Raw genomic sequence first — 15,427 nt, 5'->3', positions numbered from 1 at the left:
GCCCGGCTTGCGCTAAGATGCCGGCTCGTTTCCCTGGAAGTTGCCTGGATGAGCAAGCCCGGTCAAATGGTGCTGGTCGCGTTGCGCAAGATGATCGCCTCAGGCGAGCTGGCGGCCGGCGAGCGCCTGATGGAAGTTCCCACTGCCGAACTGTTCGGCGTTTCACGCATGCCGGTGCGCATGGCCTTTCGCACGCTCGAACAGGAAGGCCTGCTGGTCCGCTTCGGCGGCCGGGGCTTTCAAGTGCGTTCGGTGAGCGCCGATGACATTGCCGGTGCAGTCGAGGTGCGCGGTGTGCTCGAAGGCCTGGCCGCCCGCCAGGCTGCCGAGCGCGGCTTGGCCGCGCCGGCCCGTGCGGCACTGCAGCAGTGCCTGATAGAGGGCGACCAGCTGTTCGACAAGGGCTTCGTGACCGAAGAAGACCTGCAGGCCTACCACGATCTGAACATGCGCTTTCACCAGGTGATCATCGAAGCCAGCCACAACCCGGCCATTACCGTGGCGCTGGCGCGCAACGACCACCTGCCATTCGCCTCGGTCACGGCGCTGGCGGTAGACCGCCACGACCTGGCCCGTGAATACCGGCGCTTCAACTTCGCCCACATGCAGCACCATGCCGTGTTCGATGCCCTGGTCAACCGCCAGGGTGCCCGCGCCGAAGCGATCATGCGCGAGCATGCCAATGCAACCTTGCGCTATGCCGAAACCTTCGGCGCAAACGCCTCGGGCACCGGCATGCAGGTGATCCTTCCCAGTGCGCTGGCCGCTTCAGATATCCAGCACCAGTAACGGTGTTTTCGCGCGCGAGCAGCAAGGCGTGAACTGATCGTTGAGGGCTTGTTCCTCTTCGGTCAGGAACAGGTCGCGGTGGTCTGGCGTGCCCTGCAGTACGCGGGTCAGGCACGTGCCGCAAATACCTTGCTCGCACGACATGGCGATCTCGATGCCGTTTTGCTCCAGTACCTGTACCACGGTCTGGTCGGCTGGCACCTCGAACACTTGGCCGGTGCTGTTGACCTGTACCGAGAAGCTGCCGTCGTTGCTGGCGTCCACGGGTGCGGCTGCGAAATACTCGCGGTGCAGGTTGGCCTCCTGCCAGCCCAGCTCCCTGGCGCTGCCCAGCACATGCTGCATGAACCCGCCCGGCCCGCACACATACAGGTGCACGTCAGCTTGCGGGTTGCCCAGCACCTGGCGAGCGTCCAGCGCCGTTTCCGGCTGCTCGTCAAAATGCACGAACAAGCGGTCGGCAAAGGGCGCGTTGCGGATACGCCCGACGAATGCGGCACGCTCACTGGAGCGGGCGCAGTAGTGCAGCTCGAAATCGTGGCCACTGTGGGCCAACTGCTCGGCCATGCACAGGATCGGGGTAATGCCGATGCCGCCGGCAAACAGCAGGCTGCGCCGCGCCCCATCGGCCAGCGGGAACAGGTTGCGCGGCGCACTGATCTGCAGCCGCGCGCCGACCTGCACCTGCTCGTGCAGGCTGCGTGAGCCGCCCCGCGAAGCCGGGTCATGGAGTACGCCGATCAGGTAGCGGTGGCGCTCTTGCGGGTGGTTGCACAGCGAATACTGGCGCACCAGGCCATCGGGCAGGTGCACGTCAATGTGGGCCCCGGCGCTGAATGCCGGCAGCAGGCTGCCATCTGCCGAGGCCAGCTCGAAACTGCAGATACCCTGCGCTTCATCGTTACGGGATACCACGATGGCATCGATCATGTCGGTGGCTCCTCAGGCAGGGGTGGCGCTGGTGGCGATCAGTTGCGGCTGTGCTGCACGCTCTTTGGCGATGATCCGCTCCAGCACCTTGCGCGATTGCACGCCACCGGCATCGATGTTCAGCTTCAGCAGGTTGCGCCCAGGGTTGGCCAGCAGGTTCTGTTGCTGGCGCTCGAGCATTTCCAGGTCTTCGCTGAAAATCTTGCCCTGGCCCTCGCGGATGTCGGCGGTCAGGTTCTGGTCGTGCGCGGCAAAATTGCGCGCCATGCCCCAGAAGTACCAGATCGAGGTGTCGCTTTCCGGGGTGATGAAGTCGACCACGATGCTCGCGGCCTTGTGCTGCGCTGCAGCGTGGTAGCCACCCTTGCCGGCATGTGCCACACCCACTTCGATCAGGACGTGGCTGGGTGGGGTGAAGCGGCAGATCTGCCAGCGGTCCACCGGCACATCGTCGGCCAGGCCGTTGCCGCGCAGGGCCATGCGCCAGAAGGGCGGGGCCATGATGTTTTCCATGTGCCGGGCGGTGACCACTTCGTCGCCGGTGACGGTGGTGACGGGCGGGGCTTCGTCGATTTCCTTCTGGCCGATGCTGGAGGCATGCACGTAGGTTTCGTGGGTCAGGTCCATGAGGTTGTCAATCATCAGGCGATAGTCGCAGCCAATGTGGAACAGCCCTCCGCCGTACGCCCACTCTTCATTGTCTGCCCATTCCAAATGCGGGATAAGCGCTGGGTCGGCCTGCGCCTGGTCGCCAGGCCAGACCCAGATGAAGCCATGGCGCTCCACGACGGCAAACGCCTTGTTGCACGGAAAGCCGCGAACCCGCTGGCCAGGCATCGACACCGTCTTGCCGTCGCAGCCCATGACCAGGCCGTGATAGCCGCAGACCAGGTTGCCGTCTTCCACGTAGCCCAGGGATAACGGCGCGCCTCGGTGCGGGCAGAAGTCCTCGACAGCGGCTACACGGTTCTGCTGGCCACGGTAAAAGACGATTTTTTCGCCGCAGATCTGTCGGCCCAAGGGCTTGTCGGCAATTTCGTCAGGGGTGCAGGCAACGTACCAGGTGTTTTTCGGGTACATGAAGGCTCTCCAAGTTTTGTTTTTGTTTAATGGATCCATTAGAGCCATATGCGCGTGCGTGGTCAATCTGCATTTACGCAATGAATAGCGCTATTTGTGCGATTATCGAATCGTCTGTGGATCCATTGATGGGCGCGTCTCTCCTATGTGTCCGTGACCTGCTATTACTGGATAGTCACCCGAGACCCCAAGGCCCCCCCGATGCTGGCCATCGAAAACCTGCACAAATCATTTGCCACCCCCCAAGGGCCGTTGCCGGTGTTGCAGGGCGTCGACCTGTGCCTGGCGCGCGGCAGCAGCCTGGCCTTGATGGGCGAGTCTGGCAGTGGCAAGAGCACCTTGCTGCACCTGGTGGCCGGCCTGGACCGTGCCGACAGCGGGCGCATCCTGATTGACGGCAGTGCCCTGGACAGCCGCTCGGAGGCGTCCCTGGCACTGTGGCGGCGACAGGGGATTGGCCTGGTGTTCCAGCAGTACAACCTGATCAGCAGCCTGGACGTGGGCAGCAACCTGGCATTCCAGGCCCGGCTGGCCAACCGGCACGACCCCGAATGGGGCGCCCACCTGGCTCAACGCCTGGGCCTGGCTGACCTGCTCGGGCGTTACCCTGAACAACTGTCGGGCGGCCAGCAGCAACGCGTGGCCATCGGCCGCGCATTGGCTGGGCGCCCGGCCTGGTTATTGGCTGACGAACCCACCGGCAGCCTTGACGAAGCCACCAGCGACGAAGTGCTGAGCCTGTTGCTGCAACTGGTCAGCGAGGCTGGCAGCGGCCTGCTGATGGTCACCCACAGCCCCCGGCTGGCGGCGCGGCTGCAGCAACGTTGCTACCTGCAGGGTGGCCGTGTGCGCAGCGGGCAGGGCGCATGAGGCTGCTGTCGCTGGCCCTGTTGGCTTTGCTCAGCCACTGGCGGCGCCACCGCGTGCAGTTTTTCAGCATCTTCACCGGGCTGTGGCTGGCCACGGCGCTATGGACCGGGGTGCAGGCCTTGAACAGCCAGGCACGCAGCGACTACGCCAGGGCCAGTGCGGTACTGGCCGGGCCGCTGCAGACGCAACTGCTGCCACGCCACGGCGAACGCTTTGACCAGGCGCTGTACGTGCAACTGCGCAGGCTGGGTTGGGCGGTGTCGCCGGTGCTGGAGGGGCGCCTGCGCCTGCCAGGCGAGCCCGGGCGCAGTGTGCGCCTGATCGGCATCGAGCCATTGAGCCTGCCGGCGGCCAGCAGTATCGCCGGGGTGCAGCCCCAGGCGTTCGACCTGCAGGCGTTCATCGGCGTGCCCGGGCAGGCCTGGGTCGGGCCAGACACCTTGCGCCTGTTGAACATGACCGCAGGGCAGGTGGCCCACGACCGCGATGGGCAACCGCTGCCGCCGTTGCTGGTGCAAGCCGAGCTGGCCCCCGGGGTGATCGTGGTCGATATCGGCCATGCGCAGGCCTTGCTGCAGGCACCGCGGCAGTTGTCACGCCTGCTGGTAGCGGCAAGCCCGGGGCCTTTGCCTGCCGACATTGCGGCTGACCTTGTCGTGCAACCCCGGCAGGATGATGGCGGTTTGCAGCGCCTGACCGACAGCTTCCACCTCAACCTCACTGCGCTAGGCCTGTTGGCCTTCGTCGTCGGCCTGTTCATCGCCCATGCCGCGATTGGCCTGGCATTGGAACAGCGGCGCGGGCTGATTCGCAACCTGCGCGCCTGTGGTGTCAGCCTGGCTACCCTGCTGTGTGCCCTGGGTCTGGAGCTGGGGCTGTTCGCAGTGCTTGGCGGGCTGGCCGGGGTAGCCAGTGGCTACGCGGTGGCGGCCTGGTTGCTGCCCGATGTCGCCGCCAGTCTGCGCGGGCTGTATGGCGCGCAGGTCGCAGGCACGCTGAACCTGCCTGCGCAGTGGTGGTTGTGGGGCGTGATGGTGAGCGTACTCGGTGCACTGCTGGCCGGGCTGGGCAGCATCCTGCGCGCCGCACGCTTGCCCTTGCTGGCGTTGGCGCAGCCGCAAGCATGGCGCTTGGCACAGGGGCCGTGGCTGAGCCGTCAGGCTTGGGTAGCGGGCCTGTTGCTGGTGCTGGCGTCAGCTTGCGGGGTGTTCGGTGACAGCCTGCCCGGCGCCTTCGGTATGCTGGCGGCGCTGTTGCTGGGGGCGGCATTGGCGTTGCCAGCCTGGCTCGACAGGGTGCTGGCCTGGTTGGCGCGCCGTTGTCAGCGGCCGTTGGCCCAGTGGTTCGTTGCCGACAGCCGCCAGCAGTTGTCTGCCTTGAGCCTGGCGCTGATGGCCTTGCTGCTGGCGCTGGCTGCCAGCGTAGGTGTGGGCAGCATGACCGAGGGTTTTCGCAAGACCTTTGTCGGCTGGCTGGACCAGCGCTTGTCCGCCGACCTGTACGTGAGCCCAAGCGATACCGCGCAAGGCCTGCAGATAGCCCAGTGGCTGGGGCAGCAACCTGCCGTGCGGGTGGTTCTGCCTGGCTGGCGCGTCGAAACGCAGGTGCAAGGCTGGCCGGTCCAGGTGCAGGGCATTGTCGACCATCCCGTTTATCACAGCCGGTGGCCGTTGCTGGAACAGCAGCCGCAGGCCTGGCAGCTATTGGCCGAGGGGCAGGCCGTGATGCTCAGTGAGCAGCTGGCGCGGCGGTTGCGTTTGCACTTGGGGGACCACCTGAAGCTGCCCACGGACCCGTCTCGCGGCTTGCTCGTCGTTGGCCTGTACGCCGACTATGGCAACCCCAAGGGCCAAATGCTGGTGAATGCCCAATCGCTGCGCGCGCATTGGCCGGATGCTGCGTTGACAGGCTTGAGCGTCGACCTGCTCGACCCCCAGGGGGCCGCCTTGAAAGCCGCGTTGCAACAGCGCTTTCACCTCGACGACAGCCGGGTCGTGCAGCAGGCGCAGTTGAAGCGGTGGTCGACCGAGGTATTCAACCGCACCTTCGCCGCCACCGCCGCGCTCAACAGCCTGACCCTGGGCGTGGCCGGCGTGGCGCTGTTCATCAACCTGCTGACCTTGGGCCAGTCCCGTCTGCGCCAGCTGGCGCCGCTATGGGCCCTGGGGGTACGGCGTACCCAGCTGGTGTGGCTGAGCCTTGGCCAGGCACTGCTGCTCAGCAGCCTGACCGTGCTGTTGGCGCTGCCGTTGGGCCTGTTGCTGGCCTGGTGCCTGGTCGCGGTGGTGAATGTTCAGGCATTCGGTTGGCGTTTGCCGCTGCATGTGTTTCCCGCCCAGTTGCTGCAACTGGCCCTGCTGGGCCTGCTCACCAGCCTGTTGGCCAGCGCCTGGCCACTCTGGCAACTGGCCCGGCGTCAGCCGCGCGAACTGTTGAGGCCGTTTGCCGATGAAACGTAAAGCCTGGCTGTTGCTCTGCAGCCTGTTGTGCGGTTGTGATCAGCCGGCACCGCAAAGCTATGCCGGCCTCGGCCAGCCGGCAGGCGGGTTCAGCCAGGTCACCCGCGGCCATCGCCTGGAATTCCCACGGGACCATGCGGCCCACGATGGTTTCCGCATCGAGTGGTGGTACGTCACCGCCAACCTCAAAGACACCCAAGGGCGTGACTGGGGCGCGCAGTGGACGCTGTTCCGCTCAGCCCTGCGCCCCGGCCCGGAGACCGGCGATTGGCAGAGCCCGAACCTGTGGATGGGCCACGCCGCGTTGACCGGCCCCGGCGGCCATCGGTCAGCTGAAACCCTGGCCCGTGGCGGGATTGGCCAGGCGGGTGTGCAGGCCCAGCCGTTTCGGGCGTGGATCGACGATTGGTCGCTGCAGGGGCCGGGCGGTATCGACAACCTGCGCATGACGGCCGCTGGCAAAGGTTTTCGCTACGACCTGCAGTTGCGCAGCGAGCGGCCTCTGGTGCTGCACGGCCAGCAGGGCTACAGCGAAAAGTCGGGCAAGGGCCAGGCTTCTTACTACTACAGCCAGCCGTTCTACCGGGTGCGCGGCGAGGTCGAGCGCGACGGCCTGTGCATCGCGGTGGCTGGCCAGGCCTGGCTGGACCGGGAATGGAGCAGCCAGCCGCTGGATGCCGGGCAAACGGGCTGGGACTGGTTCTCGCTGCACCTGGACAGCGGCGCCAAGCTGATGCTGTTTCAGGTGCGCGAAGCGCACGGGGAGGCGTATCGCGCCGGCACCTGGATCGACCCGCAGGGCCAGGGGGTAGCGCTGTTGCCGGCACAGATCCGCTTGCAGCCGCTGGCCTGGGCCCGACAGGGCAATGGCAAGCAGCTGCCGACCCGCTGGCGGGTGCAGGTGCCTGAGCACGGGGTGGATGTGCAGGTCGATGCTGTTCAGCCGCAGGCGTGGATGCAGACGCGCTTCCCGTATTGGGAAGGGCCGGTGCGTTTGAGCGGCAGTGCCGGTGGCCGTGGGTACCTGGAAATGACCGGGTATTAAGCATTTCGAACCGGGCACGGCACTCTCTTTTGCAGGGGCATATACCTCCCGGTATATGGACAGCCCACCCCCCGCCGCTTAGCTTGAATGCTCAACGGGGCACGCCTTGCTCAGCATAAAAACAACGATGCCCCTGTGACCTTTCAGACCTGCCAACCCCACAACTCTAAAAATGAGGCGGCAAATGGAAAGCATCGGTACCTATGTCATCTACGTGATCATGGTGTGTGCGGTACTGGGTGCATTGGCATCCATCTATAACCCCGAAGGCGAGCTGGGCCAGGAGTTCATCGCCGGGCTTGCACAGCATCGGCCCGATCTTCATCCCGGTCGCTGGCATCATGGCCGCGATCCCGTACATTTCAGCCGGCATCAGCCAGGTGATCGCGCCGCTGTTCCAGTTGATGGGCGCCGACCCTGGCACCGCGGGGCCTATCTTCATCGCCTCGGACATGGGCGGCTACCAGTTGGCCAAGGCTTTGGCGCAAAGCCCGGAAGGCTGGATCCTCGGCCTGATCACCGGGTTCCAGAGTGGTTCGACGATCATTTTCGTCATCCCGGTCGGGTTGGCCATGCTGCGCAAGGTCGATCACAAGTACATGGCACTGGGCATCATGGCTGGGCTGCTGGCCATTCCCTTGAGCATCATGATCATCGCCATGGCCATGCAGGGACTGGACCTGGGGGTGCGCCCGGATATCGCAACCACCGGTGCCGCCACCCAGGCCTTGCATTTTTCCTGGGCGATGCTGCTGCGCAACCTGATGCCCTTGATCCTGTTCTGCATTGCCCTGGCGGCGGCGCTGCGTTACTGCCCGGCACTGATGGTGTACCTGTTCCTCAAGCTCGGGCAGTTCATGTACATCGCCGTGGTGCTGGTACTGGTGGCGTCGATCGTGCAGTACTTCACCGGGCTGTTCAGCCATGTATTCGGCAGTTGGGGCTTCGCGCCGATCATCGCCGATGCCGATGACCAGTTCCGCGCCCTGGAGATTGCCGGCTACGTCGGCCTGATGCTGTGCGGGGCATTCCCCATGGTGCATTTGCTCAAGCGCTTTCTGGCGCGGCCGATCGAGCGCGTGGCATCGCGCTTCGGCATGTCTGGGGTCGGGGCTGCGGGTGTGCTGGCGGCTTCGGCCAATATCCTCGCCATGTTCCGCCTGGTCAGCGAGATGCCGCCCAAGGACAAGGTGTTGGTGATAGCCTTTTCGGTGTGCGCGGCCTTCACCTTCGGCGACCACATGGCCTTCTCGGCAAACTTCCAGCCCTCGCTGATCCTGCCGCTGATGATTGGCAAGCTCAGTGGCGGCCTGATTGCCATGCTGCTGGCCAGTTGGCTGGCCGTGCCCAAGGCGCAGGAAATGGGGCGCCAGGACGACGCCGCAGGCGCCTTCGCGGTGGCGCCCGAGCCGTCCTGAGCGCAAAGCGTCGTGCATTTGATCCGGAGCGCCCAGGGCGCCCCGGATTTTGTGCTTTTGGCTGGCCAAGACGGTAAGGTCATGAGGCTTTGGTGCATGAGAGCGTGGTGAACAATGACAAAAGACGAAGCGAACGGGCTGGCGGCGCTGATCGAAGCGATCGGCAGCGAACACTTCGGGCCGGCGCTGGACAAGGTGATAGGCGACAAGCTGGCGTTCGACATGAGCTGTGCGTACCTGTTCCAGTTCAACCAGCCGGCCGTGCTGGTGCATAACGGCTACAACCACAGCGTCAGCGAGCGCACCCTGAACGCCTATGTGCGCGGCGGTTACTTGCTGGACCCGTTTTATGTGGCCTGCGTCAACGAGCACCCAGCCGGGCTGTGGCGCATGAGTGAACTGGCGCCCGACTGCTTCTTCTCTTCAGGTTTCGCCATCTCCCGTGATATCCACCCTTGCGTGGCCTCCGGCTACGGCACGGCAGTGGAAGAGGTGGGGTTCATCATGCCGCTGCAGCCCCAGGTGGCCATGGTCTATTCGCTGATGCGCCATCAGCGCAGTGGGGACTTCAGCGCGGCGGAAATGGCGCTGCTGGCGGACCTGGCGCCATTGCTGGCCGCGCTGTTCGGCCAGCACTGTCGGCTGCGTTTTGCCGAGTGCCTGCGGGCTTCGCCGGAAGGCGCCGTGCTGGAGGATGCCTTCGTGGAAATCCTGCAGGGGCAGTTGACCGAGACCCAGCGTTTGATCGCCAAGCTGTTGCTGCAAGGGCACAGCAACGCCTCGATTGCCCGGCAGTTGAATATCTCGGAGGGGACGGTGAAGGTGCACAAGCACAACATCTACCAGCGGCTGGACATTTCCACCAACGCCGAACTGTTTCGCCTGTTCATCGATTATCTGGCCAAGGCATAGCACCGCGCGTTGCCGGCAGTGGGCCGCTGCGCGGCCCGTACGCGGTGCAAGCCCGCCCCGGCACGTTGCCAGGTGCGCCAGGAGCGGGGTGCTTATTTGAACAGCGGGCTGAGATGTTCGCTCAGGTAGGTGCCCTGCGGGTCCAGCTGCCGGCGCAGCTTGCGGAAGTCCTCGGCACGCGGGTAGATGGCGCTTACATCCTCGCCCGTCAGGAAGTGCAACTTGCCCCAATGCGGCCGGGCGCCATACGACCGCAGGATCTGGTCCACCGCGCGCAAGTAGTCCCAGTAATCGGTGCCCGGCTCGCCGGATACCGAAATGGTCACGCTGTCCTGTTCGAAGAACGGGCTCATCCAGGCGCCGTCACCTGCCGTGAACCGGTACTCGATGGGGTAGATGGCTTGCGGGAAGTCTTCCAGCATCAGCTTGCGCACTGCCCGCAGGGCTTCCTTGCTGTGGCGCAGCGGCACGGCGTACTCCAGTTCATGGAAATTGGGCAGGTACTCGATCGGGTACACATCCGAGCTGTACGCGACCTTCTCGAATGCGCTTTCCCAGGCGGGGCGATCCGTAATGTCCATGACCTTGACTTCGCACACGTCGGTGGTGCGCCCGCTGCTACTGGTGGCCGCGGTGTCGGGCAGGCAATAGCAGTGCCGGCTCTGCTCGGTGGGGCACCAGAAGAAACTGAAATGGCGATGCTTGCGCGCCAGTTCGTCGTGCCTGTCCATCACGCTCTCGAAGTCTTCGCGCCAAATGCGCTCGTGCAGGTTGAAGCTGTCGGTCACCTGCAAGGTCAGTTCGCTGACGATGCCCAGCACACCCAGGGAAACGCGGCCCGCCTGCAGCAGGTCAGGGGTGCTTTCATCGACGACGAGAATGTCGCCGTTGGGTTGCACCAGCTTCATGCCCACTATCGACGAGGCCAGGTTGCCCAGGGTAAGGCCTGTGCCGTGAGTACCGGTGGTGAGTGCCCCGGCAATCGACTGGCTGTCGATGTCGCCCTGGTTGACCATCGACAGGCCGGCCGCCCGCAGGGCCTTGCCGAAGGCATTGATGGTGGTGCCGGCTGCGGCGGTGACGCGCTTTCTGGCGTGGTCGACATGGCGTATGCCGCTCATGTTGGCCAGCGTCAGGTGCAGGCCATTGGTCAGCGCTACCGGGGTGAACGAATGCCCGGACCCGGCCACCCGAACGTTCATGCCGTTGCGGCTGGCCTGGTTGACCAGCGTGCACAGTTCGTCTTCGCTGGCCGGCGCCCCGCGTGCCGCGCGAATGCAGGACTGGTTACCGGCCCAGTTGCGCCAGTGCGCGTGGTCCAGGCCGAATTCGTTGATGTGCATGTTGTTGGAGGAAGTGCTCACGTCATTCTCCTGCTTGGCGTGCTTGAGGTCAGACCGCGGTGTAGCCGTTATCCGCGAACAGGTGCGCGCCGTTGACGAAACTGGCGTCGTCACTGGCCAGGAACAAGGCGGCGCTGGCTACCTCGGCGGGTTGGCACAGGCGCCCCTGGGCGGTCGCGATGGCCTGTTCGCTGACGTCCACACCGTGCTTGCGCAGCATGTCGATTTCCCGCAGGCCGTGGGCTGTGGCAATGAAACCCGGGCAAATGGCATTGGCGCGGATACCGCGGTCACGGAACTCCACGGCAATGGCCCGGGCGAACATATGGGTGGCGCCCTTGCTGGTGCAATACAGGACTTCCATTGGCGTGCCCACCACGGCCGATATGGAGGAGGTACACACGATGCTGCCGCCGCCGGCTGCGAGCATGCCCGGCAGCACCGCACGGGTGACCAGGAACATGCTTTTCACGTTCACGGCCATGATCCGGTCCCATTCTTCTTCGCTGGTGTCGAGGAAGGGGACAGCCGAAAGGATGCCGGCGTGGTTCATCAATACGGTGATGTGGCCGAAGGCTGCCTCCACGGTGGCGACAGCGGCCTTGACTTGCTGCGCGTCCGACACATCGGCTGCGGCGAAAACCGCTTGGTGGCCGGCTTCGCGCAGTTGTCGCGCAACCGCTGCGCCGTCGCTGCCGGGCAGGTCGACAATGCCGACCTGCGCCCCCTCTGCCGCGAACAGTTGCGAGGCGGCCAGCCCGCAGCCACCCGCGCCACCCGTGATCAGCGCTACCTTGCCGTTTAGACGTCCCGCCATGTTCGACTCCCGAAGATCTTTGTTGAAGTGTTTGTTGCCCGGGCGTTTCGCGATTCGCGTGGCCGAGCATGAAACAGATCAACGGGAACATCCATATACCGATGGGTATACGGGGGCGGGCTGCACGCAGTGGGCTCAGCCAGCCTGCCGTGCCAGCAAGGCCAGGCAACGCTGCACCATCGGGCTGATATCCCCCTGGCGGCGGCTGAGAATGATCGGGCTGACCGCGCTGCTGTCCAGCAGGCCCACGTATTCAATGTCGGTGCGGTGCTGCTGCTGCACCGATGCCGGCACCAGGGTGATACCGACACCTACTGCCACCAGGCCGATCGCTGTCTGCAACTCATTGGCCCACTGGCTGACCCGGATGCTCATACCGTGCTGGGCAAACAGCGCCAGCACATGGTCGGCATAACTGGGCCGGGGGTTGGCCGGGTAAAGGATGAACGCCTCCGCCGCCAGTTGCGCCAGGCTCAATGGGCTGGCAGACAGCGGGTGGCCCTTGGGTAGCACCGCTACCAGTGGGTCCTCGCACAATACCTGCTGCTCAATGGCCGGGTCGTCGATGCGGATGCGGCCAAAGGCAATGTCGATACGCCCGCTTTTCAGGGCTTGCACCTGCTGCAGCGTGGTCATTTCGCTCAGGCCCAGCTCCAGGTCGCTGTCCTGGCGCAGCTCGCGGATCAAGTCGGGCAGCACGGTGTACAGGGTGGAGGGGGCAAAACCGATGCCCAGCCACTGGCGCTGGCCCTGGCCGATACGCCGGGTGTTGTCGTTGATGCTCTGCAACTGCTGCAGCACGGTGCAGGTTTGCTCATAGAAAAAACGGCCTGCATCGGTCAGCCGCAGCGGGCGTTCGCGCGCGACCAACAGGGTGCCGAGCTCGTCTTCGAGCTGGCTGATCTGCCGGCTCAGCGGTGGCTGGGCAATGTGCAGCAGCTCAGCGGCGCGGGTGAAGTTCAAGGTTTCTGCCAGGACCTTGAAGTAGCGCAGGTGGCGTAGCTCCATCAGACCTCCAGGGTATGGTGAGAGATTCATATGATATTGGACGCTGCGCAGGGTCTCGCGCAATCTTCGCACAAGCAAGCACATGCACCATTCGGGCTGGCCTTCGCCCGCCCGACCTGACGAGACCTGGCAACAATGACAAGCGCGCTGATTGAACGTATCGAGGCAGTCATCGTCGACCTGCCCACCATTCGCCCGCACAAGCTGGCAATGCACACCCTGCAGCAGCAGACCCTGGTGGTATTGCGCGTGCGCTGCAGCGATGGCGTGGAAGGCCTGGGCGAGGCCACCACCATTGGCGGCCTGGCCTATGGCTACGAAAGCCCCGAGGGTATCAAGGCCAACATCGACGCGTACCTGGCCCCGGCGCTGCTCGGCCTGCCGGCAGACAACATCAACGCGGCCATGCTCAAGCTGGACAAATTGGCCAAAGGCAACACCTTTGCCAAGTCCGGGCTCGAAAGCGCGTTGCTCGACGCCCAGGGCAAGCGCCTGGGCCTGCCGGTCAGCGAACTGCTGGGTGGCCGTGTACGCGACAGCCTGGAGGTGGCCTGGACCCTGGCCAGCGGCGACACCGCGCGTGACATCGCCGAAGCCCAGCACATGCTGGAAATACGCCGCCACCGGGTGTTCAAGCTGAAGATCGGTGCCAACCCGGTGGACCAGGACCTCAGGCATGTGGTGGCGATCAAGCGCGAACTGGGCGACAGCGCCAGCGTGCGGGTCGACGTCAACCAGTACTGGGACGAGTCCCAGGCGCTGCGGGCATGCCAGGTGCTGGGCGACAACGGCATCGACCTGATCGAGCAGCCGATTTCGCGCATCAACCGCGCTGGCCAGGTGCGCCTGAACCAGCGCAGCCCGGCCCCGATCATGGCCGATGAGTCGATCGAAAGCGTCGAAGACGCCTTCAGCCTGGCTGCCGACGGCGCCGCCAGCATCTTCGCCTTGAAAATCGCCAAGAACGGTGGCCCCCGCGCTGTGCTGCGCACCGCGCAGATCGCCGAGGCTGCCGGTATCGCCCTGTACGGCGGCACCATGCTGGAAGGCTCGATAGGCACGCTGGCCTCGGCCCATGCCTTCCTCACCCTGCGCCAGCTGACCTGGGGTACGGAATTGTTCGGGCCATTGCTGCTGACCGAGGAAATCGTCAACGAGCCGCCGCAGTATCGCGATTTCCACTTGCACATTGCGCGCACCCCCGGGCTGGGGCTGACCCTGGACGAAACGCGCCTGGCGCGCTTCGCCAGGCGCTGAACTGCAGGCTGCAGGCGCACGCGCACACCACGGCGGGGAGCCCACTTGGGCAAAGCCCTGCCAGCTTTTGAAGCTGACGCAAGAAAGGAGAAACCTGCATGCTGTTCCACGTGAAGATGACGGTGAAACTGCCGGTCGACATGAACCCGGCCACCGCTGCCCAGCTCAAGGCCGATGAAAAGGCGTTGGCCCAGCGGCTGCAGCGCGAAGGCACCTGGCGCCACTTGTGGCGCATTGCCGGGCACTACGCCAACTACAGCGTGTTCGATGTGCCTAGCGTCGAGACCCTGCACGACACCCTGATGCAGTTGCCGCTGTTCCCGTACATGGACATCGAGATTGACGGCTTGTGCCGGCACCCCTCGTCGGTCCACAGCGACGACCGCTGATTGCTGCTGAACAAGAACAATACGAGGTGAGTACGATGACCGTGAACATTTCCCACACTGCTGACATCCAGGCGTTCTTCGACAAGTCGCCGGGCTGGACCATGCCGAAGGCAACCCGCGTTTCAAGAAGATCATCCGCCGCGTGCTGCAGGACACTGCACGCCTGATCGAAGACCTGGAGGTCAGCGAGGATGAGTTCTGGCACGCCATCGACTACCTCAACCGCCTGGGCGGCCGTAACGAGGCAGGGCTGTTGGCCGCCGGCCTGGGCATCGAGCACTTCCTCGACTTGCTGCAGGATGCCAAGGATGCCGAGGCCGGCCTGGGCGGGGGCACCCCGCGCACCATCGAAGGGCCGCTGTACGTTGCCGGTGCCCCGCTGGCAGAAGGGGAGGCGCGCATGGATGACGGCACCGACCCCGGGGTGGTGATGTTCCTGCACGGCCAGGTCTTTGCTGCCGACGGCCGGCCGTTGGCGGGCGCGACCGTCGACCTGTGGCACGCCAACACCCAAGGCACGTACTCGTACTTCGATTCGAGCCAGTCCGCGTACAACCTGCGCCGCCGCATCGTCACCGATGCCGAGGGCCGCTACCGGGCGCGCTCGATCGTGCCGTCGGGCTACGGCTGCGACCCACAGGGGCCTACCCAGGAGTGCCTGGACCAGCTCGGTCGTCACGGCCAGCGCCCGGCGCACGTGCACTTCTTCATTTCGGCACCTGGGCACCGGCACCTGACCACCCAGATCAATTTTGCCGGCGACCGGTATCTGTGGGATGACTTCGCCTATGCCACCCGCGACGGGTTGATCGGCGAGCTGCACTTTGTCGAGGACGCCGCGGCAGCGCATGACCGTGGCGTGCAGGGTGGGCGCTTTGCCGAGCTGGCCTTCGACTTCCATCTGCAGGCGGCCACGGCGCCGCAAGCCGAGGAACGCAGCCACCGCCCGCGGGCCTTGCAAGGTTAGCCGCACACACCCGCAAAGCCGGTGCGATCCGCCGCGGCACCGGCTCCGTTGGCAAACCCGCCACAGGCTTTTTTGGATCCATTCCCATTCGCAAAAACCCCGTGCGTTTCGCCTAAGCTTGAGTACAATCGTCAGCTTTTTCC

At 64.9% G+C, this 15,427-nt stretch carries 12 protein-coding genes and 2 pseudogenes; 9 read left to right on the top strand and 5 right to left on the bottom strand.

Going from position 1 to position 15,427, the window contains the following annotated elements:
- Positions 1 to 48: 48 nt before the first annotated feature.
- Positions 49 to 789, top strand: coding sequence for a GntR family transcriptional regulator (locus G1E_RS04180; protein WP_009686503.1), 741 nt, complete (start codon positions 49 to 51; stop codon positions 787 to 789).
- Here G1E_RS04180 and G1E_RS04175 read toward each other — a convergent pair.
- Together G1E_RS04175 and G1E_RS04170 are read right to left on the bottom strand one after the other, a co-directional pair.
- Positions 769 to 1,719 (bottom strand): PDR/VanB family oxidoreductase, encoded by a 951-nt coding sequence (locus G1E_RS04175; protein ID WP_009686504.1) that lies wholly within the window; start codon positions 1,717 to 1,719, stop codon positions 769 to 771. The genes G1E_RS04180 and G1E_RS04175 overlap by 21 nt on opposite strands.
- A gap of 12 nt (positions 1,720 to 1,731) precedes the next feature.
- A complete protein-coding gene (locus tag G1E_RS04170; RefSeq protein ID WP_009686505.1) occupies positions 1,732 to 2,799 on the bottom strand; it encodes an aromatic ring-hydroxylating dioxygenase subunit alpha in 1,068 nt (355 codons plus the stop codon).
- 201 nt (positions 2,800 to 3,000) lie between these two features.
- Between G1E_RS04170 and G1E_RS04165 the strand changes: the two genes are divergently transcribed.
- The 5 genes and pseudogenes from G1E_RS04165 to G1E_RS04145 all read left to right on the top strand — a co-directional run bounded on the left by G1E_RS04165 (position 3,001) and on the right by G1E_RS04145 (position 9,503).
- Positions 3,001 to 3,669 (top strand): ABC transporter ATP-binding protein, encoded by a 669-nt coding sequence (locus G1E_RS04165; RefSeq protein WP_009686506.1) that lies wholly within the window; start codon positions 3,001 to 3,003, stop codon positions 3,667 to 3,669.
- Positions 3,666 to 6,128 carry an FtsX-like permease family protein gene (locus G1E_RS04160; protein WP_009686507.1) on the top strand — a complete coding sequence of 821 codons (2,463 nt, stop codon included), beginning with the start codon at positions 3,666 to 3,668 and terminating at the stop codon, positions 6,126 to 6,128. The genes G1E_RS04165 and G1E_RS04160 overlap by 4 nt, the downstream gene beginning before the upstream one ends.
- A complete protein-coding gene (locus G1E_RS04155) occupies positions 6,118 to 7,173 on the top strand; it encodes a lipocalin-like domain-containing protein (protein ID WP_009686508.1) in 1,056 nt (351 codons plus the stop codon). Before G1E_RS04160 ends, G1E_RS04155 begins: the two co-directional genes overlap by 11 nt.
- Before the next feature lie 184 nt (positions 7,174 to 7,357).
- Positions 7,358 to 8,591, top strand: a pseudogene (gene eutH, locus G1E_RS04150) (ethanolamine utilization protein EutH).
- A 114-nt stretch (positions 8,592 to 8,705) separates the two neighbouring features.
- Positions 8,706 to 9,503: a helix-turn-helix transcriptional regulator gene (locus G1E_RS04145; protein WP_009686510.1), complete on the top strand. Its 798-nt coding sequence runs from the start codon at positions 8,706 to 8,708 to the stop codon at positions 9,501 to 9,503.
- Positions 9,504 to 9,595: 92 nt separating this feature from the next.
- Here the strand turns inward: G1E_RS04145 and G1E_RS04140 are convergent, their stop codons facing one another.
- From G1E_RS04140 to G1E_RS04130, 3 genes are all read right to left on the bottom strand, one after another.
- Positions 9,596 to 10,867 (bottom strand): D-arabinono-1,4-lactone oxidase, encoded by a 1,272-nt coding sequence (locus tag G1E_RS04140; RefSeq protein WP_009686511.1) that lies wholly within the window; start codon positions 10,865 to 10,867, stop codon positions 9,596 to 9,598.
- 28 nt (positions 10,868 to 10,895) lie between these two features.
- Positions 10,896 to 11,663, bottom strand: coding sequence for an SDR family NAD(P)-dependent oxidoreductase (locus G1E_RS04135; protein ID WP_047149653.1), 768 nt, complete (start codon positions 11,661 to 11,663; stop codon positions 10,896 to 10,898).
- A 135-nt stretch (positions 11,664 to 11,798) separates the two neighbouring features.
- A complete protein-coding gene (locus tag G1E_RS04130; RefSeq protein WP_009686514.1) occupies positions 11,799 to 12,671 on the bottom strand; it encodes a LysR family transcriptional regulator in 873 nt (290 codons plus the stop codon).
- Positions 12,672 to 12,806: 135 nt separating this feature from the next.
- On the opposite strand from G1E_RS04130, the gene G1E_RS04125 reads away from it, so the two are divergent.
- The 3 genes and pseudogenes from G1E_RS04125 to catA all read left to right on the top strand — a co-directional run bounded on the left by G1E_RS04125 (position 12,807) and on the right by catA (position 15,284).
- Positions 12,807 to 13,928, top strand: coding sequence for a muconate cycloisomerase family protein (locus G1E_RS04125; RefSeq protein WP_009686515.1), 1,122 nt, complete (start codon positions 12,807 to 12,809; stop codon positions 13,926 to 13,928).
- 98 nt (positions 13,929 to 14,026) lie between these two features.
- On the top strand, positions 14,027 to 14,317 hold the full coding sequence (gene catC, locus G1E_RS04120; RefSeq protein WP_009686516.1) for a muconolactone Delta-isomerase: 291 nt from the start codon (positions 14,027 to 14,029) through the stop codon (positions 14,315 to 14,317).
- A 35-nt stretch (positions 14,318 to 14,352) separates the two neighbouring features.
- A pseudogene (gene catA / locus G1E_RS04115) lies at positions 14,353 to 15,284 on the top strand (catechol 1,2-dioxygenase).
- Positions 15,285 to 15,427 lie beyond the last annotated feature (143 nt).

The sequence above is a fragment of the Pseudomonas sp. TJI-51 genome (assembly GCF_000190455.2).
GTDB lineage: Bacteria > Pseudomonadota > Gammaproteobacteria > Pseudomonadales > Pseudomonadaceae > Aquipseudomonas > Aquipseudomonas juntendi.
Note: the sequence above shows the minus strand (reverse complement) of the source record. Positions and strands in the feature narration are given on the sequence as shown.